General features: G+C 46.6%; 21 protein-coding genes and 1 pseudogene. 10 read left to right on the top strand and 12 right to left on the bottom strand.

The annotated features are described in order from the left end of the window. Positions 1-16: 16 nt before the first annotated feature. From K7I13_RS10510 to K7I13_RS10495, 4 genes are read left to right on the top strand one after another with little or no spacing between them, the layout of a single operon-like run. Positions 17-649 carry an alpha/beta hydrolase gene (locus K7I13_RS10510; RefSeq protein WP_369413666.1) on the top strand — a complete coding sequence of 211 codons (633 nt, stop codon included), beginning with the start codon at positions 17-19 and terminating at the stop codon, positions 647-649. Position 650: 1 nt separating this feature from the next. After that, positions 651-1,100, top strand: a complete 450-nt coding sequence (locus tag K7I13_RS10505; RefSeq protein ID WP_255945416.1) for a thiamine diphosphokinase — start codon at positions 651-653, stop codon at positions 1,098-1,100. 35 nt (positions 1,101-1,135) lie between these two features. Further along, positions 1,136-1,321, top strand: coding sequence for a motility associated factor glycosyltransferase family protein (locus K7I13_RS10500; protein WP_255945414.1), 186 nt, complete (start codon positions 1,136-1,138; stop codon positions 1,319-1,321). Positions 1,322-1,338: 17 nt separating this feature from the next. Further along, positions 1,339-2,418, top strand: coding sequence for an endonuclease/exonuclease/phosphatase family protein (locus tag K7I13_RS10495; RefSeq protein WP_255945412.1), 1,080 nt, complete (start codon positions 1,339-1,341; stop codon positions 2,416-2,418). A gap of 108 nt (positions 2,419-2,526) precedes the next feature. Here K7I13_RS10495 and K7I13_RS10490 read toward each other — a convergent pair whose 3' ends face one another. Continuing rightward, complete coding sequence (locus K7I13_RS10490) at positions 2,527-3,543, bottom strand: SDR family oxidoreductase (protein WP_255945410.1); 1,017 nt, start codon at positions 3,541-3,543, stop codon at positions 2,527-2,529. Positions 3,544-3,667: 124 nt separating this feature from the next. Here K7I13_RS10490 and K7I13_RS10485 point away from each other — a divergent pair, with 124 nt between their 5' ends. Both K7I13_RS10485 and K7I13_RS10480 read left to right on the top strand, forming a co-directional pair. Continuing rightward, positions 3,668-4,921 carry a PDC sensor domain-containing protein gene (locus K7I13_RS10485; RefSeq protein ID WP_255945408.1) on the top strand — a complete coding sequence of 418 codons (1,254 nt, stop codon included), beginning with the start codon at positions 3,668-3,670 and terminating at the stop codon, positions 4,919-4,921. Continuing rightward, on the top strand, positions 4,918-5,865 hold the full coding sequence (locus tag K7I13_RS10480; RefSeq protein ID WP_255945406.1) for a methyl-accepting chemotaxis protein: 948 nt from the start codon (positions 4,918-4,920) through the stop codon (positions 5,863-5,865). Before K7I13_RS10485 ends, K7I13_RS10480 begins: the two co-directional genes overlap by 4 nt. A 114-nt stretch (positions 5,866-5,979) precedes the next feature. Here K7I13_RS10480 and K7I13_RS10475 read toward each other — a convergent pair whose 3' ends face one another. The 3 genes from K7I13_RS10475 to K7I13_RS10465 are packed head-to-tail and all read right to left on the bottom strand — an operon-like array spanning position 5,980 to position 9,489. Beyond that, positions 5,980-6,450 carry a C-GCAxxG-C-C family protein gene (locus K7I13_RS10475; protein WP_255945404.1) on the bottom strand — a complete coding sequence of 157 codons (471 nt, stop codon included), beginning with the start codon at positions 6,448-6,450 and terminating at the stop codon, positions 5,980-5,982. 9 nt (positions 6,451-6,459) lie between these two features. Continuing rightward, the gene (gene cysK, locus K7I13_RS10470) at positions 6,460-7,377 is read right to left on the bottom strand and encodes a cysteine synthase A (protein ID WP_255945402.1); all 918 of its coding nucleotides are present in this window, start codon (positions 7,375-7,377) and stop codon (positions 6,460-6,462) included. Positions 7,378-7,407: 30 nt separating this feature from the next. Further along, positions 7,408-9,489 carry a methyl-accepting chemotaxis protein gene (locus K7I13_RS10465; RefSeq protein WP_255945400.1) on the bottom strand — a complete coding sequence of 694 codons (2,082 nt, stop codon included), beginning with the start codon at positions 9,487-9,489 and terminating at the stop codon, positions 7,408-7,410. A 500-nt stretch (positions 9,490-9,989) separates the two neighbouring features. Here K7I13_RS10465 and K7I13_RS10460 point away from each other — a divergent pair, with 500 nt between their 5' ends. Then, positions 9,990-11,318 carry a glycoside hydrolase 5 family protein gene (locus tag K7I13_RS10460; RefSeq protein WP_255945398.1) on the top strand — a complete coding sequence of 443 codons (1,329 nt, stop codon included), beginning with the start codon at positions 9,990-9,992 and terminating at the stop codon, positions 11,316-11,318. Positions 11,319-11,377: 59 nt separating this feature from the next. Here the strand turns inward: K7I13_RS10460 and K7I13_RS10455 are convergent, their stop codons facing one another. Beyond that, on the bottom strand, positions 11,378-12,178 hold the full coding sequence (locus tag K7I13_RS10455) for a MetQ/NlpA family ABC transporter substrate-binding protein (protein WP_255945396.1): 801 nt from the start codon (positions 12,176-12,178) through the stop codon (positions 11,378-11,380). A gap of 118 nt (positions 12,179-12,296) precedes the next feature. Here K7I13_RS10455 and K7I13_RS10450 point away from each other — a divergent pair, with 118 nt between their 5' ends. Together K7I13_RS10450 and K7I13_RS10445 are read left to right on the top strand one after the other, a co-directional pair. Then, positions 12,297-12,503 carry a SlyX family protein gene (locus K7I13_RS10450; protein WP_255945394.1) on the top strand — a complete coding sequence of 69 codons (207 nt, stop codon included), beginning with the start codon at positions 12,297-12,299 and terminating at the stop codon, positions 12,501-12,503. Positions 12,504-12,524: 21 nt separating this feature from the next. After that, a complete protein-coding gene (locus K7I13_RS10445) occupies positions 12,525-13,310 on the top strand; it encodes a TraX family protein (protein WP_255945392.1) in 786 nt (261 codons plus the stop codon). 187 nt (positions 13,311-13,497) lie between these two features. Here the strand turns inward: K7I13_RS10445 and K7I13_RS10440 are convergent, their stop codons facing one another. Further along, positions 13,498-14,127, bottom strand: a complete 630-nt coding sequence (locus K7I13_RS10440; protein WP_255945390.1) for a hypothetical protein — start codon at positions 14,125-14,127, stop codon at positions 13,498-13,500. 74 nt (positions 14,128-14,201) lie between these two features. Next, positions 14,202-16,114, bottom strand: a pseudogene (locus tag K7I13_RS10435) (AMP-dependent synthetase/ligase). Positions 16,115-16,212: 98 nt separating this feature from the next. On the opposite strand from K7I13_RS10435, the gene pdxA reads away from it, so the two are divergent. Then, positions 16,213-17,121: a 4-hydroxythreonine-4-phosphate dehydrogenase PdxA gene (pdxA, locus tag K7I13_RS10430; RefSeq protein ID WP_255945387.1), complete on the top strand. Its 909-nt coding sequence runs from the start codon at positions 16,213-16,215 to the stop codon at positions 17,119-17,121. On the opposite strand, the gene K7I13_RS10425 is transcribed toward pdxA, so the two are convergent. From K7I13_RS10425 to K7I13_RS10405, 5 genes are read right to left on the bottom strand one after another with little or no spacing between them, the layout of a single operon-like run. Next, on the bottom strand, positions 17,118-17,669 hold the full coding sequence (locus tag K7I13_RS10425) for a chemotaxis protein CheD (protein WP_255945385.1): 552 nt from the start codon (positions 17,667-17,669) through the stop codon (positions 17,118-17,120). The two genes, pdxA and K7I13_RS10425, sit on opposite strands and share 4 nt — an antisense overlap. A 38-nt stretch (positions 17,670-17,707) precedes the next feature. Further along, on the bottom strand, positions 17,708-18,073 hold the full coding sequence (locus K7I13_RS10420; protein WP_255945383.1) for a response regulator: 366 nt from the start codon (positions 18,071-18,073) through the stop codon (positions 17,708-17,710). A 59-nt stretch (positions 18,074-18,132) separates the two neighbouring features. Continuing rightward, positions 18,133-19,200 (bottom strand): protein-glutamate methylesterase/protein-glutamine glutaminase, encoded by a 1,068-nt coding sequence (locus K7I13_RS10415; protein ID WP_255945381.1) that lies wholly within the window; start codon positions 19,198-19,200, stop codon positions 18,133-18,135. Then, positions 19,197-20,030, bottom strand: coding sequence for a CheR family methyltransferase (locus tag K7I13_RS10410; RefSeq protein WP_255945379.1), 834 nt, complete (start codon positions 20,028-20,030; stop codon positions 19,197-19,199). Before K7I13_RS10410 ends, K7I13_RS10415 begins: the two co-directional genes overlap by 4 nt. Further along, positions 20,027-22,147, bottom strand: a complete 2,121-nt coding sequence (locus K7I13_RS10405) for a chemotaxis protein CheA (RefSeq protein WP_255945378.1) — start codon at positions 22,145-22,147, stop codon at positions 20,027-20,029. Before K7I13_RS10405 ends, K7I13_RS10410 begins: the two co-directional genes overlap by 4 nt. Positions 22,148-22,155 lie beyond the last annotated feature (8 nt).

Raw genomic sequence — 22,155 nt, 5'->3', positions numbered from 1 at the left:
CGGATACGCACTGACAATGAGCGGATTTGCCCACTTTTTTCATGATGAATTCGGATTTAATGTATTAATGCCTGACGCGCGCGGACACGGCGCGTCCGAGGGAACGTATATCGGTTTCGGCTGGCCGGAACGGCTTGATTACCTGGAATGGATAGACTGGGCGATCAATAAAAACGGACATGAAACCCAAATTGCCCTGTTCGGAATTTCAATGGGCGGGGCCACCGTTATGATGACAAGCGGAGAGAATCTGCCGGAAAATGTAAAGGTGGCAATAGAAGACTGCGGATATACTTCAGCATATGAGGAGCTTTTATACCAGTTTAACCGGATTTTCCCCGGGAACAATCCGTCGGTTATTGAAAAAACAAGTCAGTTGACGAAAAAGCGGGTCGGGTATACCTTTGAGGAAGCATCAGCTTTCAATCAGGTGCGGAAATCGAAAACGCCGACGCTGTTTATTCATGGAGAAGCGGATAGCTTTGTGCCATTTGAAATGGTCTATAAAGTACATGACGCCTGCGCCTCGGAAAAAGCTTTATACACTGTCCCTGACGCGGGACACAGTAAATCATTTGATTTAAATCCTGATGAATACAAACGGCAGGTCCGTACATTTATGGGAAAACACATGACAATTCCGGGGTAATATGGAAAAAAAGCCAGAAGCGGCATATTGTGTAATACTTGGCGCGGGAGATATCGCGGACTATGAGGGAGCCGGCGCGCGCATAAACCCGAAGAGTTTTATTATCTGCGCTGACGGCGGATTACGTCACTGCAAAAAACTGAAAGTCCATCCGGATTTACTGATAGGTGATTTCGATTCATCGGAAATAACCGAGTTGCCCAAAAATACGGAACATATAATCCTTTCGCCGGACAAAAATTATACTGATACCGCTTATGCGGCAGAAGAAGCCCGGAACCGGGGATACACCGATATCTTTTTTGCCGGCATGACCGGCGGGCGCCTTGATCATACGCTTGCGAATTTGCAGATTCTCGGAAGCTGCGCAGTCCACGGCCAAAACGTAATGCTTAGTGACGGAATCACTGATGTGTATGCCGCGGCCGCCGGGAGCAAAAAAACACAATAACCATTCAGCCGCGTCCAGATTGTTATTTTTCATTATTGTCCCTGATTGACTCCTGTAAGGAGGTCACGATTCTGGGAGGAAAATATCCTCTGGACAATTATGCGTTATCAAGCCTTGACGCAAGGGCAATCAGCAATGAATTTACCGGAGTCCCGGTAACAGTATCGCTTACTTCAGGCGTGCTGCTCATCGTTGTCACACCGAAACAAACAAATCCGTAAATTAAGGAGAAAAAAGAATGGCGGAAAAAAAGAAGAAAATGAAAATCCCGGTTATTATAATCCTGTCTCTGCTTATCATTCTGATACTGGCAGCCGCGGCGGCGCTCTTTTATTTTTCGGCAAACGAGTACCGCCCTGCCCCGGAAGTGCTGATTGACGTAATAAACAATCAGTCCGTCCAGCCGGAACCAGGCCAGCCGGTAAAAGTCCTGTCATTCAATATCGGTTACGGATCGCTGGATAAAAGCCAGGATTTTTTCATGGACGGAGGAAAAACGGTCCGCCCTCAAACTGATAAGAATATTTCAGAAAACACACAACAGATAAAAAAATTTATTGATGAAACCGACTGGGATATCCTGTTTCTCCAGGAAGCCGACAAAAACTCAAAGCGTTCGTATCATTTTAATCAGGTAAAATATTTATCAGAAATACCCGGAGTATCCTCAGCCTACGCGCTGAATTTCTTCAGTAAATTTGTACCCTATCCTTTTCCAGAGTTTATCGGAAAAGTCGAAAGCGGTTTACTGACTCTCAATTCATATTCCGTAACGGAAGCGGCGCGCATAGCATTGCCGACGACATTCAAATGGCCGGTGCGGGTATTCCAGCTAAAACGCTGCCTTCTTGTGGAAAGAGTGCCTGTACATAATGGGAAGGATCTGGTGCTTGTTAATCTTCATCTTGAAGCCTATGATGACGGCGAGGCAAAAACTGCCCAGACCCAAAAACTTATGGATATACTGAATGAGGAATACGCAAAAGGCAATTATTGCATAGCGGGAGGAGATTTCAATCAGACTTTCCCGGTGGTCGATCCTTCACTCTTCCCAATTAAAAACAGTGAACACTTTGTTCCCGGAACGCTGCCGGAAGACATACTCCAGCCGGGATGGAAGTTTGCGGTTGATACCGGAGTTCCCAGTGCAAGGCTGCTGGATAACCCATATAATCCCGAAGATGAAAATACACAGTATTATATAATTGACGGATTTATTGTTTCCCCGAATATTGAGATTATTTCGGTAAAAACAATAAACATGGGCTTTGCCTATTCAGATCATAATCCTGTGTATCTGGAAGCCATGCTGCAGTAAAATACCCCGCGCAGAGCACTGGCATTTCGTTTTCCCGTGGAATTAGTCCCGGGGTTAATACCATTAAACCCTCGCCGTGAATAAACCGGGTTATACTGTTCCGGGATTCTAAGGCCTGAACGACCTCTTCGCGGTTTCCTGCAAGGCGATTACCGTATCGCAAAAGGTATCAAATTCCGGATCAGGTATCTGCGCGGCGGGTTCATTTAGCAGATAGCGCACACAGCGGCGGGCGCCCTCATCAAAACGGATAGACGCATTAAAGCCGGGAACCAGACGTTTGATTTTAGTATTATCGAAAACGACCGTATTGCTTTTGTCGCCGGCAAGAGTTCCGGTAAAGTCAGGATCGCAGGCCGACAGAAAATCTGTTGTGACATGGTACATTTCCGCCGTAATATTCAAAGCTTCCGCGATGCGCCTGTAAATGGCATCCCAGGTCAGCGCCTCGTCCGACGTTATATGAAAAACCTCGCCAATTGCAGCGGGGTTTCCCATAATCCCGTAAAAAGCCTTTGCGAAATCTTCACTGTGGGTCAGTGTCCACAGCGAAGAACCGTCACCGTGGACAATAACAGGCTTTCCTTCCAGCATCCGGGCGACCACCTGCCAGGGGCCTTTTTTGCCGTGGACCGCAAGCGGAAGATGCCTGTCATTATATGTATGACTTGGCCTGATAATCGTACAGGGAAAACCCGTTTTCCGGTATTCCGCCATAAGGCGTTCCTCACAGGCTATTTTATTCCGCGAATATTCCCACAGCGGATTGGAAAGCGGAGTTGATTCGGTGATGCGGTAATAATTAAGCGGCTTCTGATATGCGGAAGCGGAACTGATAAAAATGAATTGCCTCGTTTTGCCTGAAAAAAGCCGGATGTCCCGCTCAATTTGTTCCGGTACAAAGGCAATAAAATCAGCCACAGCGTCAAAGTACAAATCCTTTACCAGTTCAGCAATAACAGACTCGTCACCGTTAATGTCCGCCTGGAGGATATTAACCCCGGCGGGAACTTCCCGTGAGCTGGTCCCCCGGTTAAGGAGATATAATTCCCATCCCGATTCCGAAGCAAGCTTTGTTATTGAGCTGCTTATTGTTCCCGTCCCGCCGATAAAAAGCGCTTTCATAAAACCCTCCCGATATCTGAATTAAAACGGTTTCAATCATTTAATCAAAAACAAAAAAAATTTTGTAATATAGCTGTTTGCATAGTATACTCTATCATAGAAAGTCGGCAAGATGGGGTAAAATATGAAAAATGAACGGACAGGTTCCGGCGCGGGAAGCACCGAAACTGTAAAAAGAAGAGGGAGCGTAAAGAGGAAGTTCCTCATAGTCATTTCTTCCTTTACGATTGTAATGCTTGCGGTAATGGGATTCACACTGTATCTGCGCGTCGCAGATACAACGGAGCAAACATATCTTGCGAGTGTTGAACAGCAGCGGACCATACTGGATAATATTATCCATACTTTTTTTTCAAACATCGGCAATGTGGCCTCCTCCCTGACTGAAATGGAAATTGTTAAGGAAGTAGGAAATAATCTTACCTCGTATCTCGATAAAAATGATCCCAGCGGCCTGAACGAGATGAAGCCGAACTCTGCCTACGAGGCGGAAATCAATAATTTGTGCAAAATAATATACGACAGCTATCCTGAAATTTTTTCAGCGGCCCTTGCTTCGGAAACGGACGGCGGGTTTATCATGTATCCGCCTTCCGCGAGAAGAAACGGTTATGATCCGCGGACACGGCCCTGGTACCAGGCCGCTTTTACAGATACCGGACATATAGCATTTTCAAGCCCGTATACCACCAGCGTAGGCGAACTGGTCATTTCAGCTGTAAAAACAGTCCATGATGAACGGGGTACGGTAAAGGGAGTCATAATGCTTGACGCGCATCTGTTCTACTTATCCGAAGTCCTGAAAAACACAAAGATAGGCGATAACGCATTTATTATCATAACAGATAATGACGGCCGCGTAATTGCCCATCCCTCTGATCACAGCATGATCTTCCGGAATATCGCCGACGCGGGAATTAAAAATTTCGACACGGTTGCTCCTCAAGCGCTTGAAGAATATGTCACCGCGGATTTTTACGATAATACCAGATACCAGATACGGCTGCTTCCCTCACAGAACGGATTGATGGATTTAAATTATATTGTCTGCATACCTGAAAACGAAATAGGAAATAAAAATATAATGTTCGTGTTTCACATACTAGCGTCCATTCTTTTCTGGTCACTGGTAGCTGTCGCGTTTGCGTTTTTCCTTGCGTCCGTTTTTTCCAAACCCATTCTTACCATTACAAAAAGTCTTTCCGCGATTGAGCAGGGCGACCTTACCGTAAAAGTTTCCGTTAAAAACAATGATGAATTCGGACAGTTCGCCGACTCCTTCAACGAAACCATTCACCAGGTTGGAAAATCCATTCATTCCGTTATTGATGAAGCCCAGTCAATGAAAAAATTGCGGAAGAACTTTCCGCCAATATGATTGAAACCGCCGGGGCGATAAACCAGATCAGCGCGAACATCACAAATGTAAAAGACCAGACAATAAATCAGTCGGCCGGTGTCGAGGAGACCCAGTCAACAATAAAACAAATCGTAAAAAACATCGAACATCTTGGAGAAAATATAGAAGTCCAGTCAAAAAGCGTTATTGAATCTTCTTCCTCTATTGAAGAGATGGTCGCAAACATTCAGTCCATTACACAGATACTCAAGAAAAATTCCGAAACAGTAGAATCATTGGGAAAAGCGGCCGACAAGGGACAGGACAATGTTAACGAGGCCGCATCGATCACTGTGAAAATACAGGAAGAATCGGAAGGTTTGCTTGGCGCAAGTGAAATGATACAGAACATAGCCCGGCAGACAAACCTTCTGGCAATGAATGCCGCGATTGAGGCCGCCCATGCCGGCGAAACGGGAAAAGGGTTCGCTGTTGTTGCTGATGAAATCAGGAAACTGGCGGAAGACTCAAGCCGGCAGGGAAAAAACATTACCGTAGTTTTGAAACAGCTGAAAACATCCATAGAAGAACTTGCCCGGTCGGCACTCGTGGTCCAGGAACAATTCAAAGCCATTTTCTCCTTAACGGATACGGTCAGGGATCAGGAAAATATTATTATGAATGCCATGAACGAACAGACTATCGGGGGCGCCCAGGTCCTGGAAGGCATACGGCAGATAAAGGAAATAACCGTAGAAGTAAAAGAAGGTACGGAAGAAATGCTTCAGGGAAACAGGGAAGTTATGACTGAAATGGAAAAACTTTCAGCGGTCACCAAAACGATTACCGACAGCATGAATGAAATGTCCGAAGGGACCGTTCAGATAAACAATGCAGTGAATGAAGTAAACGATCTTACACATAACACCAGAGACAGCGCCATACGGCTTGCGGAGGAGGTCAGCAAATTTAAAGTGGAATAAAATACCCCGCCGCAGGGCAGACCTTCGGTCCTGGGTATTCACAGGTCGCGGAAGGCGGCCATTACATACCTTACAGAACCAGCCGCAGGCTGATTAAACCCTCGCCTCGAATAATCATTTCTGCTTTTTTTTCGCTCCTGACTGTATCAGCTCCGCCAGCAAATCCGTTGCGGCCGTAACATACCGCACGCAGGGCCGGACCGCGTAATATTTTTCATTCCGTTCTGAAGGGTCCGGCTTTGCCTCACAGGCAGCGCTGCGGAGCAAATCGGCGCAATTGATTGTTCCGAACTTCCGGGTAAATTCCGCGGTCAGTTTTTTTACAAGATCATATAATTTTTTCTTTGAAGAAATATCAGCCGGATCGAAGCCGCCGGTATAAAGGCCGGCAATAAAAACTATCGCACTCACTGTCCCGCAGGTTTCCCGCAGGCCGCCTATACCGGCGCCGAAGCCCGACATCATTTTTAAAATTTCATCAGGATCAAGATTGAAATCTTCCGCGAAAACAACGGCAACCGACTGGGAGCAATTATAACCTTTTGAAAAGTATTCAACCGCCTTTTCCGTATAATTTGAATCCATTTTTCCGTATCAATTCCAGAGCCAGGTTGACAAATATCTCTCGCCGGTGTCCGGAAGAAGAGTTACAATAGTTTTTCCGCTGTTTTCAGGCCGTTTTGCTATGGTAAGGGCTGCTTCCAGCGCGGCGCCGGAAGAAATACCGGCAAAAATTCCTTCTTCCCTGGCGGCCCTGCGCGCTATTGTACCCGCTTTTATATCATCGGTTTGGTATATTTCATCAATAATCTTTCTGTTCAGCGTTTCGGGAATAAAACCCGCGCCTATTCCCTGGATCTTATGGGCCCCCGGCTCTCCGCCGGAAAGGACCGCAGAGGACACGGGTTCAACAGCAATTATCTTAACCGACGGTTTCTTTTCCTTCAGGAACTCGCCGACGCCGGTTATTGTTCCGCCGGTACCGACGCCGGCAACAAAAATATCGACCGCGCCTTCCGTATCTTCCCATATTTCAGGGCCGGTTGTCCGGCGGTGAATTTCAGGGTTCGCGGGATTTTTAAATTGCTGGGGCATATAGGCCTTGCCCGCTTTTTCAACAAGACTTTCCGCCTTTCGTATTGCTCCGGCCATGCCTTTCGCGCCATCCGTCAAAATCAGTTCCGCGCCCAGGGCCTGAAGCAGTTTACAGCGTTCAATACTCATAGTGTCGGGCATAACCAGAATAATTTTATATCCCTTGACCGCGGCAACATAGGCAAGACCGACTCCGGTATTCCCGCTGGTCGGTTCTATAATAGTAGTATCCTTTGTCAGCAGACCATCTTTTTCCGCGGCCTCAATCATGGCAAAAGCGATTCTGTCTTTTACGCTGGAAAGCGGGTTAAAGTATTCCAGCTTTGCAAATACCTTCGCGTCGCTGTCATTAAGCCTGTTAATCTGCAGCAGCGGAGTGCGGCCTATCAGGTCCGTTATCTTTGAAAATTTCGCCACAGGGTTTTCCTCCTTTATAGTTTCAAATTATTATTTTACTTTAAATATATGGACTGAATCATTCAGCTCCTGAACACCATTCTTTGTCCGTTCAACAACTTCAACGACCCCGTCGGAATTCCGTGTCAGAATATCAACACCTTCTCCGCATTTTTTTACTTTATCATCAACATCATGACTTAATTGCGTAAGCTCTTCACAGGAAGAAACCGCATCCCCGGCACTTGACATCATGGACGCAGATCCGTGCTGGACATCCGATGTAATTTCATTAATTTTTGAAATTGACTGTAAAAGCTGCTGGGAGCCGATACTCTGTTCTATAGTCGCGCTCTTGAGATCGGAAACAATATGATTTATCTGCTGGATCATTTCTATCATAGTGCCGAACGCTTGTTCAACATGAGCGGAAGATTCTGCGATCCCGATAATTTGCTTCTGTATTGACAGAAGAGCCTCGCCGGAACTTCTTGACTGCTCGGCAGTCGTTTCCGCGAGTTTCCGGATTTCATCGGCTACAACAGCGAATCCCTTTCCGAATTCACCGGCATGGGCGGCCTCAATCGCGGCGTTCATTGCAAGGAGGTTTGTCTGGCGGGCAACATTCAATACAACCTCATTCATTTCGGCCAAGGCCTGGGACTGTTTTTCCACTTCCCTGATTGCCTCAGTCGTTGCGGACAGCCGCCTTTTTTCTTCCTGGGAGGACTGAACCAATTCAGTTACGTGAGAGTCAACCTTAACCGCGTTGTTTTCTATTGAATGTATATTTGCGACCATTTCTTCAATGGCGGACGACGCGCCGCTTATCTGCAGTCCCTGGTCCTTGATTTTATTGTCAAGATTTTTTATCTCCTGGACAACCTGGGTGACCGCGAATTCGGTTTTCGAAATCGAATCATTTTCCCGGTTTATGTCGGAATCGATTGTATCAACGGCGTCCTTTACGTTTGAAATAGTCCGCCGGGTTTCCATAATTGAAGCGGATAAATCTTCGGCAATAATTTCAATGCGCTGGGAAGACTCGGTTATCTTTTTTACAAGCGAACTGATTCCGGACGCAAGATTATTGAACCCGCCGGAAAGAGCGGAGGCTTCATCCGAAAAATAATCAGGAAGTGTAAGGGTTAAGTCGCCGCCCGATATGGTATTAAAAGAGGCCGCCAGTTTTTTAAACGGTGAAGTGATGGACCTGCTGAAGAAAACAGCGGCGATAATGGATAAGGCGGCAAGCAGAAGCACGACAAAAATTGCGATCAGGGCGATCCTGTTTGCCTCGGCGCGCAAAACATTTAATGGTCCCATTGAAATGAGGAACCAGCTTGTCCCCGGGACCGGAGCGGAACATATATACTGATCTCCATAAAAAATTACGTTCAGCCCTTCTGTCAGAAGCTGGTCCCTGTTTATGGAAATCCCGGATTCCTCAAAAAAATTCTTTTCCAGAACGGCTTCCGGGTCTGAATGAACAAAATAGGTCCCGTCTGAGCCGACCATAAAAGTAATCCCGCCTTCGGATATTTTCCGTGATGTAACAATATCCGTTAAGGCATCAAGAAACATGTCAGTTCCGACAACACCGGCAATACCGCCTGAATTATTTTTCGCTGTATGGACTATAGTTATACAGATTCTGCCGGTCTGGGAGTCAACATACGGATCAGTTACCACTGTTTCACCGGGATGTTCCATTGCGGTAATAAACCAGGGCCGCAGGATCTGGTTCCATGGCGGTGCGGGATTCCAGCCGGTCCCGGCGACAAAATATCCGCCGGGTTCATAGCGCGAAATAACGGTTCCATAATAGCATTCAAAGGCGTCAGGGTTCGTTTCCAGAACATCATGCAGAATATCCTGAAGCAGCGTATGGGATTCCACCCTGTCCGCGAAGGACGCGATTGATTCTGTCATATCGAATGAAGGGGAAAGCGTATATTGAATATCCATATCAAGATATTTCATTGTTATTTCTGCGGTAGAGCGGAGGTTATTTTCAATTATCTTCTGGATATTGTACATAAAGACAATGGAAAGTGTAATTGAAATAACAAGAACAAGGGTCAGACAGAGTATGAGGATTTGAACAAACAGGGATAAATGCTTTCTTTTCAAAGGTTCCTCCTTGGTCAGTTATAACCGGATTATGTGTATAATGCCATTAATTGCATCCATAATTTTCAGCAGCAAAACAGTACGATCCTTATTATCGTAAAAATAAAACCGAAAATAAACATATACCTGCAAAAAGGGATATAGGACATACTCCTTTATCTTAAGGTTCTGATACAAGGAATAAGTTATTCCGTATATCAGAATTACTTACAATCGGAAATAGTCAAATAATTCAGATTATTTGACTATATAATACTGAAAAACGGTGCAAAAGCCAAATCCGGAAAGCGCATTTCAGGTTTGCGGATATTATATTGAAAAAAAACGTATCTCTGCCGCAGACCGGAAACACCGCAAATAACCATCACGTTCAGTTTATATACCGGAATTTACTTAACGTATGGAAAAAAATATGATACACTTACTATAACGCTGTAAGCTGGTCAGAAAAAATGCGGCCTGTATCGCGGCCGGAACTGTAACTGCAGAAGGAATACGGCATGATATTTTCTCTATTAAAAGAAAAAAAACTCTTTTCCGGATCAATTTTCAGGTTATTCATTATGCTTGCATTTTTTTCAACCCTCCTTTCATGTTCAACAACTTTCACGCCCGGTACGTCCCGCCGCATACCGGAAGATTTTTTCGGCATGGCCCACGCCGGGGACACCCGGACAGAGGAAGAATATGAGCTGCTTGATGACCTCAGCGCAGTGTGGATGAGAAAAACCTTCAGATGGAACCAGATAGAAGAGACGGAGGGTGCCTGGGACTTCGAGCGCTGGGACGACTTTGTGGATTCCGGAAAAGCCGCGGGGAAAAAAATCCTTGCCGTACTGGCTTATGATGTCGGATGGATTTACGGCGAGGACGTAGAGGCGCGCAGGCATATTATACCTGAAAAAATCCCCTATTTCCTCAGGTATGTGGAAGAAGTTGTTCTCCGGTATAAAGGGAGAATTGACGCCTATGAAATATGGAACGAGCCGAACTGGACTTTCTGGAGAGGCCCCAACAAGGATTTTTATGAGCTTTCCAGGGCGGCCGCGGAAAAAATAAGGGAAATCGACCCGGAAGCGTATATCATAGCGGCTTCAGTTTCGCGGGTCCCCAAAGGTTTTATCAAAGGAATGTTTAAGGCGGGAGCCATGGACCAGGCTGACGCCATTTCCTTTCATCCTTACGCAGTCAGTCCGAAAGCTTCCGTGCGCTTATTTGACAAACTTGAAAAGATCGTGAAAGAATTCGGTTTCACCGGCGATATCTGGATAACGGAGGTGGGGTATCCGACAAAGGGATGGTATCCCACCAGGGTATCCGAAAAAAACTTCCCGGCCTATGTAGTAAAAACCCTGACCGGACATGCGGCAAGGGGTGTCAAGGTTCTTTTCTGGTATGAACTCTTCGATAAATATAATAAGGGAGAAGCTCCCTCAAAACTTGATTCCGAACTGTATTTCGGTCTGGCGTATCCCGATTATGCCAGAAAAGACGGGGCGGCGGCCTACGCATTATGCGGCAAATATATCGCGGGTACGGATTACCGGCCCGATCTGGTAACAAAAACAGGGCTTCCCTCGTCCGCCCAGGTCCTTCTTTTCTGCGGCAGTTCGGCGCAGACACTTGTTCTCTGGAATGAAGGCGGTTCCGTGCCGGTGAAGGTAAGTCTTTCCGGAACGCAGCATCTGGTCCATGATATTGCGTCCGGCGGGTTTCAGACCGTTTCTGCGGAAACAGAACTTGTACTCACCAAAACGCCGGTGATTTTAACGTGGACAGCGGACGCTTCCGGTGAAGCAGCGCAACAGATCGAAGTTATAAAGCGGTAAGCATTATTATATGAAAAAGGCTTTTCCTCCCGGAAAAGCCTTTTTTCTTGAAATATTTTTCAGAATACCGGAATTACATCTCCGTCAGGATAAGAGAGAAGAATATATTCCTTGACTTCAGGACTGAGAATTGCCTTGACCAGAGCTTTGATCTTGGGCTTGTCCTCACTTCCCGCCTTGACAGTTACAACATTTACATAGGGTGAATCACTGCCTTCAACGAGGAGCCCGTCCCTGGCGGCGGTAAGCCCGGCGGGGAGCGCGTAATTGCCGTTAATAATTGCGGCATCAACATCGGCAAGGACGCGGGGCAGCGAAGCGGCCTCAATTTCCCGGAACCTGAAGTTCTTTGCGTTTTCAGTGATATCAATAGGTGTGGCGGTCAGTCCGGCATCCGGATTAAGCGTTATAAGCCCGGCTGACTCCAGCAGCAGCAGAGCCCTGCCCTCATTGGTCGGATCATTCGGGACCGCGATTACCGCGCCGGAAGGAATATCCTCCAGGGAGGTGTATTTTTTTGAATACAGAGCGAGGGGTTCAATATGCACGCTGGCGACATCAACCAGATGATATCCTCTTTCACTGTTAAATGAATTCTGATACGGAATATGCTGGAAAAAGTTTGCATCGATTTCGCCGGACTCGACAGCCTCATTCGGGGTGCTGTAGTCGGTGAATTCCCGTATCTGCAGGGTAATACCTTCCTCCGCGAGATCATCGACCAGGAGGGCGAGAATCGCGGCATGCGGCTCCGGCGTCGCGCCAACAACCAGAACCATTTCATCCTTTTGTTTTTTACAGCCCGCGAACACGCCGAGCGCGAGAAGTACAACCAGAACTGTCTTAATCAGTTTTTTCATAGCTTGCTCCTTTATGAAAAAGTATGTACCGAGTATAGCAGAATAGAACGTTTGATGCTATTGGCCCGCGGGATTGCCAACTTTTCATAAACCCGGTAACCGGGTATACTCTGTGTATATGGAAAATACACAGGAACGTCTGACATTTATAGAAACAAAACTGGCCTATCTGGAAGATTTTGTAAACACGCTTCATCACATTGTTCTCGAACATACGGAAGTTATAGACAAATACAAAGCCGAAAACAAACAGATGAGGGAAAAACTGGAAGAAATGGCAGCGGCCATAACCGATATACCGGGAGCCAGGCCGCCGCATTATTGATGCCAAACGGAAAGCAGCATAATGGAAACTGATCAGGAGATTGCCGTCAGTAACCCGCCGCAAAAAGGACCGCTGACAATAAATTGCTTAAAATACATTGCGGTACTCGCAATGCTTATAGACCACATTGCTCTGTCATTTGTTCACAATGAATTGCTGCTTATAGTGATGCGCTTTATCGGAAAAACGGCAGGGCCTCTGATGTTCTATGCAGCGGTGGAAGGCTATCACCATACCAGGAATATCGGCAGGTATATTTTCCGTCTGTTTGTGTTCGCGGCTATCAGTTATTTTCCGTTTATATATTTTGAAGCCGGAGGGGTGTTCAGCAATATACATTTCCTGAAAATGGATGTTATTTATACAATCCTGCTGGGCGTACTGGCAATAAAAGCCCGGCGTGAAATAAAAAACAAACCGGTAAAACTATTTCTCGTTATGCTGCTGATTACCCTGTGCATACCTGCCGACTGGGGTACAGCGGGCATTATCATGATGCTTGTTTTTGATTTCTATTACGGTAACAGAAAAAACCAGCTATTCGGATATGCGCTGGTGGTCCTGCTGTATATCGGGGTCCTTGAATTGATAACATATCCGGCGTCCCAGCTTATATATCACGGGAACCTTGAAATTGTCTCTGATTATTATAAGGAAATAGTAAAAAACACAGGCATGCTTCTGCCCATAATTCCAATATTTTTCTATGCCGGAGAAAAAGGAAGAAAAACAGGATTTTCAAAATGGTTCTTTTACATATTCTATCCGGCCCATTTACTGATATTGGGATTTCTCAGGGGTTCCTGAACCAGACATAGAAACCGGAGATCAGACAAACAGGTCCGTTGATATATACTATGACATTATACTACAAAGATATACTATAACATCATAGTATATCTTTGCAGTAATTATGAGGTTGATAATGGAATCCGGCGGAAAGGTTTTCCGCCTGCATATATCAGGGATAGAAAATCACTCATGAGGGGCCTGCTTAAAAAAACCTTCCGAAAACGGCGTTAAACATTTCATCAATCCGGATTCCCGCGTACAGCCATATAAGTATTCCCAGCGCCAGCGCTATGCTCCAGATAATCCTTTCTTTTTTTCCAGACTTTGAAATAAAATACTTCAGGGACGATTTCATATGGGATATTTCCCCATATCTGATTTCCGGGCCCGGAAAAAGAAGAAAGGCGATTCCCATAACCGGGAACACACAGGAAAAAAACACAAGCAGTAAATTGTAGCGGGTTCCGTAACCGAGAAGAAAATAATTCGCGGCGCTGCTTATAAGCGATACAAACAGATATATAAGTCCTGTGGCCCTTCCATACAGCAGATTTCCCAGCAGTTTGTTATAAACCTTCTGCTTCCGGGTTATGGCGGTCCGGTCTTCCGGAGACACTTCCGGACCATGTCCGGGATTTTTCTGTTCATCAGGATCGGGAGCCAGGGCTATAAGAAGATACGCGAGGGGCGCGGCCAGAAAGCCGAACACAATCCAGATACGGTTATAGTTTTTGCTGACAGCTATTTTCCGGGTCAGAACAGCCAGGTAAAACCACCATACAAGTATGGCCGCGAGGGAAACTATAAACTGAAAAGACAGTGAAACACCCATTTTCTTCCGGCTTTATAATTTGAAAGCCCCTCTTCACCATGAAAAGTCCGGGATTTCAGGCAAACTGTCATTAGTTAATTATGAAACAGTTTCCTGATTTCCTTGTGGTACAGATCGTCCAGTTTGTAGCGCATGATTTCCTGTTTTGCGGAAAGCTCCACGCCGGTTTCAAAGGGTTTTTCCAAAAGAGCGATACGGTTAATCCGCTCAAACATCTTGAAACCCGTTTTCGCGCTGACGAGTTCATTTACTTCGTTTTCGTACATTTTTATAACCTGGGGATCATGAAGCAGATGTGAAAAATGTTCCGTGGATATGGAATTATTTTCAGCCCAGGCTGTAAGTTCGTCCTTGTTAACAACCAGCAAAGTTCCCAGGTATCTCTGGTCCTGTCCGAGAACAACGGACTGCAGAATATAACGCGACTCGTTTATTTTCATTTCGATGGGCGCGGGTTCTATATTTTCCCCGCCGCGCAGAACAATAGTATCTTTCTTGCGTCCGCGCAGGACAATTTCGCCCCGGAGCGTTTTATAGCCCAGGTCGCCGGTATCAAACCAGCCGTCCGGAGAAATAACCTTGGCCGTCAGTTCCGGATTATTATAATATCCTTTCATGACATTCTCGCCCTTCACCATTACCGTTCCCTTTACACCGGGAGCCACTTCCTTTCCTCCGTCATCGACAATTTTGACTTCACAGCAGGAAAGAGCCGATCCGATGGTACCGAAAACAGGTTTTTTAAACGGACGGACTGCCACAACCGGAGCGGTTTCGGTCAGACCGTAACCTTCAAGGACCTTGACCCCGATTGCCCAGAAGAATTCGTCAATATTCGGGGGCAGCGCGCCGCCGCCGGATACACCTTCCCTGAAAGCGTTGCCCAGCTTTACGCGGATTTTTCTGAAAACCAGAAGACTTCCGAGGGCTTTAAGGGGAAAAAGCAGAATTGCAGGAATACAGAGGAGAATGGCGCGCAGGACCCGCTGGCCTCTGTAAAGCAGGGGCTGCTGGCCGGTGACGGCCCGGGCGCACCGTGAATATAAAATAGCGACATTAACAAAAAAGTTGAACAGTATCCAGGTTATGCCGCCGGTTTTCCGCATTGTCCGGTAAATACCGTCATATACTGATTCCCATATCCGGGGGACCGAGGGCAGTATCTGGGGGTTCATTTTGGCGATATCCGCAAGAAGAATGCTGCCTACGGGTTTTGAGTATATAATCGCCGTCGCGGCGTTTGTAATAACATATTCACACAGCCTCTGGAAAGAATGCCATACCGGAAGCACACACAGGGCCTTGTCGCCGGGGTACAGAACAATTCTTTCAGGGAGTTCTTCAAGCTGGCACAGAAAATTTCCGTGACTGAGCATTACACCCTTTGGCTGGCCTGTTGTTCCGGAAGTAAAAATAATGGTAGCGATTTCATCCCACTGGCCTTTTTCGAGTTCATCTTCAACCCGGTTGGGATGCTCCGCACGGTATTTTTTCCAAGTTCAATAAATTCATCATAACTGTAAAGGGTAAATCCTTCTTTGCGGATCTGCTTGATCCGGTCCGGTGATTCCGGCATATCAAATACGATCAGCGTCTTGAGCAGAGGCAAATCGCTGCGGTTATCGAGAATTTTCTGGACCTGGGCATCGTTTTCAAGAACAGTCGTCTTGCAGCCTGCAAACGACAGAATATATACGATCTCTTTTGCTGTAGCGTCACTTCCGCGGGGAACATCCGCCGCGCCAATAGCCATTATCCCCAGACTCGAGTGAAACCATTCCTTGCGGTCGTCGGCAATAAGCCCGATATGGTCTCCCCGCGCGTGTCCGATGGAGAGTAAAGCACCTGCATAATCCAGCATTAGTTCAAGCAGTTCTTTATAAAGAACCGGCTGGAATTCACCCGTTGCGTCTTTAGAATACTGCGCAGGAATTTCGGGATTTTCCAGGGCAGTACGCTGTATTAGTTTTGTCAGTGTCTGATCCATATTTACAAAATATCATGCGCTGTCATTTTGCGCAAGAAAAATCAGCCCCTGTTTCATAAATTTGTACCGTATTTCCGGAATTTTGTTATACTGAAGGTATGAACCATACATATAAACCACGGATAGGCGTAACTACCGGCGATCCCGCGGGAATAGGACCGGAAATAGTAATAAAAACACTTGTGCGCCAGGAAATCTCGGACATCTGTGAGCCGGTTATATTCGGGCTGAGCAGTCCGGAACACATCAGAAAAGCGGGCGTAATACCGGGAAAAATCAGCGCCGAAGGCGGGAGGCTGGCGTTTGCCTCAATATCGTCGGCAGTGGAGGCGGCTCTTGCGGGGGATATAGACGCCCTTGTTACCGCCCCGATACACAAGGAAAGCCTGAGAGCGGCCGGCGTTCCTTTTATCGGCCATACTGAAATCCTCGCGGAACTGACAAATTCGGAAGACCCGCTGACTATGTTTGAAACCCGGTCCCTCAGGGTGTTTTTTCTTTCGAGGCATGTTTCCCTGCGCCAGGCCTGTGATCTGGTAACGGAGGACAGGGTTTATTCATATCTGTTTAAATGCGCCGATGCCATGGATAAAACCCTGGGAATGCCGGACCCCTTTATCGCCGTTGCAGGCCTCAATCCCCACTGCGGGGAACACGGTCTGTTCGGCAATGAAGAAACCTTTATAACCTCGGCAGTTACCCGAGCCTCCCGGGACGGAATTCATGTTGAAGGTCCTGTCGGCGCGGATTCGGTTTTCCATTTCGCGAAAGAAGGCCGGTATGACGCGGTCCTGGCCCTGTACCATGACCAGGGCCATATAGCCTGCAAAACACTTGACTTCGAGCGGACCGTTTCACTGACCCTGGGCCTGCCCTTTCTCCGGACAAGCGTCGACCACGGCACGGCCTTTGACATAGCGGGCAAAGGTATCGCCAGCGAAACCAGCATGATGGAAGCGATCAGAATTGCGGTAAAATACTGCCGGAAAAATGCAGGCGGGGATTAAAACAGAATCGGAGTACCGGCCTCCACCGAGACCGAATCCGCTGTCTGGGAATAGGTTTTTTCAGTGCGCGCGAGATTGTGCGTCTCTTTTTTACTGTATTTCATAAAAACTTTGGCGGTCTGCGGGAAAAAGAAAAGTCTCCGGGGCAGATTGCCGCCGACATTGTACGCCTTAATCGGAATACCTTCAGTTTCCAGAAATTCAAAAGCAAACTTGATATTCATTTTCGGGACATCGTATGTTGCCGCAGTCAGATGCTCAAGTACAGCGCCGCCGCCGAAAACTTTGGCAAGCAGCTGGTTCTTTTTCCCTCCAAGTTTCAGAATATCATTTATGAGCATTTCCATTGCGTTAATGCCATACCGGGTAGTATTGGGCTGCAGGGCGCTGTCCTTGGTTTTCGGGAAAGGCAGCATAAAATGATTGAGACCGCCGACTACCGTTATCGGGTCATACAGAGCGACCGAAATGCAGGAACCAAGAAGTGTGGAAATAATAACATCCTCATCAGAGGCGTAAAATTCCCCCGGACCGATATATTTTTCCATCTTTCCGAATTGGGAATTATGTTTTAATGACGCGTCTTTCAAGGAATTACTTTTTTGATCGTATCGATCAATTTCTGGTCGTCAAAGGGTTTTACAATCCAGCCGGTCGCGCCGGCCTTTTTTCCTTCCTCAACAACCGAACCCTGCGACTCGGTAGTAAGAACCAGAATGGGAACAAATTTGACTGAAGCTGTTTCACGGACTTTTTTAACCAGTGTTAACCCGTCCATATTCGGCATATTAACATCTGTTATTATCAGCTGTATTTTTTGTTCCCCCAGCCGCTTCAGCGCCTCTACTCCGTCCGATGCTTCAAAAACCGTGTATCCGCTCTGTTCAAGAATAAAACGGACACTTTGCCGGATTGAAACCGAGTCATCCACAATAAGAATTGATGCTCCCACTACACTTCCTCCATAACATTTTTGCTGTAAACCAGAAAACCTTTTCCGAAAAAGGTTTCTCACATTGTGTTGCTTTTCCTGATTATATGATCAGCTATTTCTTCAAGCGGCAGAATCTTATCAACCGCACCCAGCTTAATTGCTTCTTTCGGCATGCCGAAAACTACACAGGATGCCTCATCCTGGGCAATATTATAGGCCCCGGATTCCTTCATTTCGAGCATTCCCTTTGCTCCGTCATCACCCATGCCGGTCATAATGACGCCTATCGCGTTTTTCCCGGCATATCTTGCTGTTGACCTGAATAAAACGTCGACTGACGGGCGGTGGCGCGAAACCAGCGGACCTGTCTTTACTTCCACATAATACCGGGCTCCCGCGCGTTTGAGCAGAAGATGCTTGTTACCCGGAGCAATGAGTACCCGGCCCCGGAGGACCGAGTCGTTGTCTTCCGCTTCCCTGACATTGACCTGGCAGATACCATTCAGCCGGGCGGCGAAAGCCGCGGTAAAATGTTCGGGCATATGCTGCACAATAACAATGCCGGGACAGTCTATCGGCAGTTTTTCAAGAAGCACGCGCAGGGCTTCTGTTCCGCCTGTTGAAGCCCCGATAGCTACAACGCTTTCCGTGGTATCTATATTGATGGTATGGGAAGGCATTGGCATAATAACATCGGCTGTCAGTTTAGGCGCCACAGTATGAATTTTATTTGGTGATAGTTTTTTAACCTGAGTCATGTGAGCCGCCCTTACCGCATCGGAGATCATTACCCGTGAGTCTTCAATAAATTGTTTTGTTCCTACTTTTGGTTTCTGGATTATATCAACAGCGCCGAACTGCATTGCCTGGAATACATTCTGGGAGCCTTCTTCAGCCTTGCTTGAGCAAATGATAACCGGCAGAGGGTGCTGGCTCATCAGTTTTTTGAGAAAGGTCAGTCCGTCCATACGGGGCATTTCAATATCAAGAATAATAACGTCGGGAACCAGATGCTTGAGTTTTTCCGCGGCGTCATAGGGATCCGAGGCTGTGGCAATGACTTTAATGTCCGGTTCGCCGGAAAGGATTTCGGAAATGGTTTGCCGCACGACAGCTGAATCATCTATTATCATTACATTAATCATCTGTTCACCTGCGCAGTATTTTTATACACCGCTGAAGATACATTCTTTAAAGGCAGATTAACATCCGCAATGTTCTCAGAGTGTCCCATGAAAAGATATCCTTCCGGGGCCATATGCTCATAAATCCGCTCGAGGACTTTCCGCTGGGTCGGTTTATCAAAATAAATAAATACATTCCGGCAGAAAATTATGTGATACTTCTTCTTCAGGGGATAGGAACTATCCATCAGATTCAGCTGGCGGAACATAATTTTTCCCCTGACCTCAGGCTTTAGTCTGATAGTGTTGTCACTTTTGTTTCTGCTCCGCAGGCAATAGGCCTTCTTTAAAAAGGGAGGGATTTTCTGGGTCTGGCGGTCCGTATAAATTCCGGTTTGCGCAACCTCAAGAACAGCGGAGGATATATCGGTCCCGAGTATCTGGAAATTGAACCGGTGTTTTGTCCGCGCAAAATCAGACAGAACCATCGCGAGCGTATAGGCTTCCTGCCCCGTGGACGCGGCAACAGACCAGACATTTATTTCATCAATTCCTCTGTCAATCACCAGTTCAGGAAGAACCCGGTTTGTCAGAAAGTCATAATGCTGGGGTTCCCTGAAAAAATCGGTTTCATTTGTCGTGACCGCGTCAATCAGCTGCTGGATTTCCCCTCCGGCATAGCCTTCCTTGCTGAAGACAAAATCGCAGTATTCTTCATATGAGGGAATTTTCAGCGCGCGCAGTCTTCTTCCGAGACGGGTTTCCAGCATTACTTTTTTTGCCGCGGGCATTTTTATTCCAAGGTTCGTTTCAATATACTTTTTGAACGTTTCAAATGTTTCGGGATTCATGTTTCAGCCTTTTTTGTTGCCTCAAAAATCTGTTCAACGTCAAGAATCAGCGCGACCGAACCGTCACCCAGTATAGTTCCGCTCGAAATACCTTCCGCGTGCCGGTACAGTTTTCCGAGAGGTTTTATAACTGTCTGATTCCCGCCTATTACCTGATCAACCAGAAGCGCGATCTGCTGATTTTTGCTGTGCACAACAACAAGCTGTTCAATGACCGGCCTTTCTCCGGGAATATTGAAAAAATCACGCATATTGACAAAGGGAAGCTGGTGGTTATGAAAAATGATAATATCGCTTTTGTTCTGTTCTTTTGCCCGGATAAATTCCAGACAGCTGACAACAACTGAAAGAGGAATAACATAATACTCATTGCCGATACGGGTCAGCAGGCCGTCGATAATCGCAAGCGTTAACGGAATTTTCAGTGTAATCCTGGAGAATTCATGTTCCTTGCTTTCAATGGATACGGAACCGTTTATCAGTTCCATCTGCCGGTTGACAACGTCCATTCCTACCCCGCGTCCGGAAACGGAAGTAACTTCTTTTTTGGTGGAAAAACCGGGCAGAAGAATAAGGTGGTATATTTCCTGTTCAGTTAACATATCCTCGGGCCTGATGAGTCCCATGGTTATTGCCTTTTCCCGGATAGCTTTTGGATCAAGACCATTGCCGTCATCTTCTACCGATATATAAACGGACGCGCCTGTCTGGGTAGCGCTCAGCATAAGTTTTGAATTTTCCGGTTTGCCCCGCTCTTTTCTGACTTCCGGCTTCTCGATTCCATGATCAAGACTGTTACGGATAATATGGACAAGGGGATCATTCAGTTTTTCAATGACTGTTTTATCAAGTTCGGTTTCACCGCCGTAAGTGACCAGTTCAACATTCTTCCCAAGTTCCATGGAAAGATCGCGGACGAGGCGTTTAAAGGTACTGAAAGTCGTCCCGACAGGAACCATGCGGATACTCATGGAATTATTCCTGAGTTCGTCGGTAAGCCGTCCGAGCTGTTCAACAATTGCGGTCAGCTCATCATCTTCATACATCCGGCTGACCTGCAGTATGCGGGCCTGGGTTGTTACCAGCTCTCCGACCAGGGCCATAAGCTGGTCAAGTTTCTCCGACTTGACCCGGATTGTACTCATGTTTGCCTGTTCGGTTTTTGTCTTCTGTATTTTTTCAAGCTGCTTCTGTTCTTCAAGCGCCAGTTTGATATCAACCGGTTTTACCAGCTTTTCTTCAAGCAGCAATTCGCCAAGAAGTTTTTTTTCGTTCAGGATCCGGTCAAGGGTGTCCTTGTTGAGTTTTCCGCGCTCAACAAGAATTTCTCCCAGTTTTTTGTGGGCAGCATCCTCATTTAAATCATCGCCCATCAGGGTGATTTTTATCTCGGAGATATCTTCCACAAAAAGAAAGACATCCTTAATTTCATTTTCCGAAGCGCCGGTAGTCAGGAAAAATTCCCAGCTGGTAAAACAGTTTTCAGGATTAAGCCTGATCAGAGTTGGGGATTCGTGAAAAATGGGGATTATAACCAGCTCTCCCATGCTCCGGAGCTCGCTGATAATGGCCAGGGGGTTCGCGCCTCTGCGGAATATATCAACACCAGGAATAAATTCAATGTGCCATGTCGCGTCCGGTTCCGCGTTCGCTTCGAGCGGCTGGTTTTTTTTCTGCGTTTCCGGGGTTTCCGGCTGGGGGTCCGGTTCCGCGGGTTTTACTTCCGGAGGAGTATAGCCTACTGCCTTTTTAAAATCAGCCAGAAACTCGAGCATTTCAGGAGTGAGGGGATCGGTACTTTCAACACTGTTTTCGAGCATCCAGAGAATTTTGTCCCTGGCGATCAGGGTATAGCCTATCATTTCTTTTGTAACGTCAAGTTTGCCGTCACGGAGATCAGTCAGAATGGTTTCTATTTCATGGGTAAAGGCCGATATCTGTTCCAGCCCGAACATTCCGGCGGAGCCCTTTATTGTATGCATGACCCTGAATACCGCGGACAGAATTTCCTTGTTTTTCGGGTCTTTCTCAAGCTCCAGAAGATTTTCTTCAAGCGTGCCGAGAAGTTCAAGCGCCTCTTCCTTAAATACATCAAGCATCTGATCATTATTTGTCATACGTTTCC

This window comes from Brucepastera parasyntrophica, assembly GCF_022376835.1.
GTDB classification, from domain to species: domain Bacteria; phylum Spirochaetota; class Spirochaetia; order Treponematales; family Treponemataceae; genus Brucepastera; species Brucepastera parasyntrophica.
The sequence above is the reverse complement of the archived record's forward strand: the minus strand, read 5'-3'. Positions and strand labels throughout refer to the sequence as shown.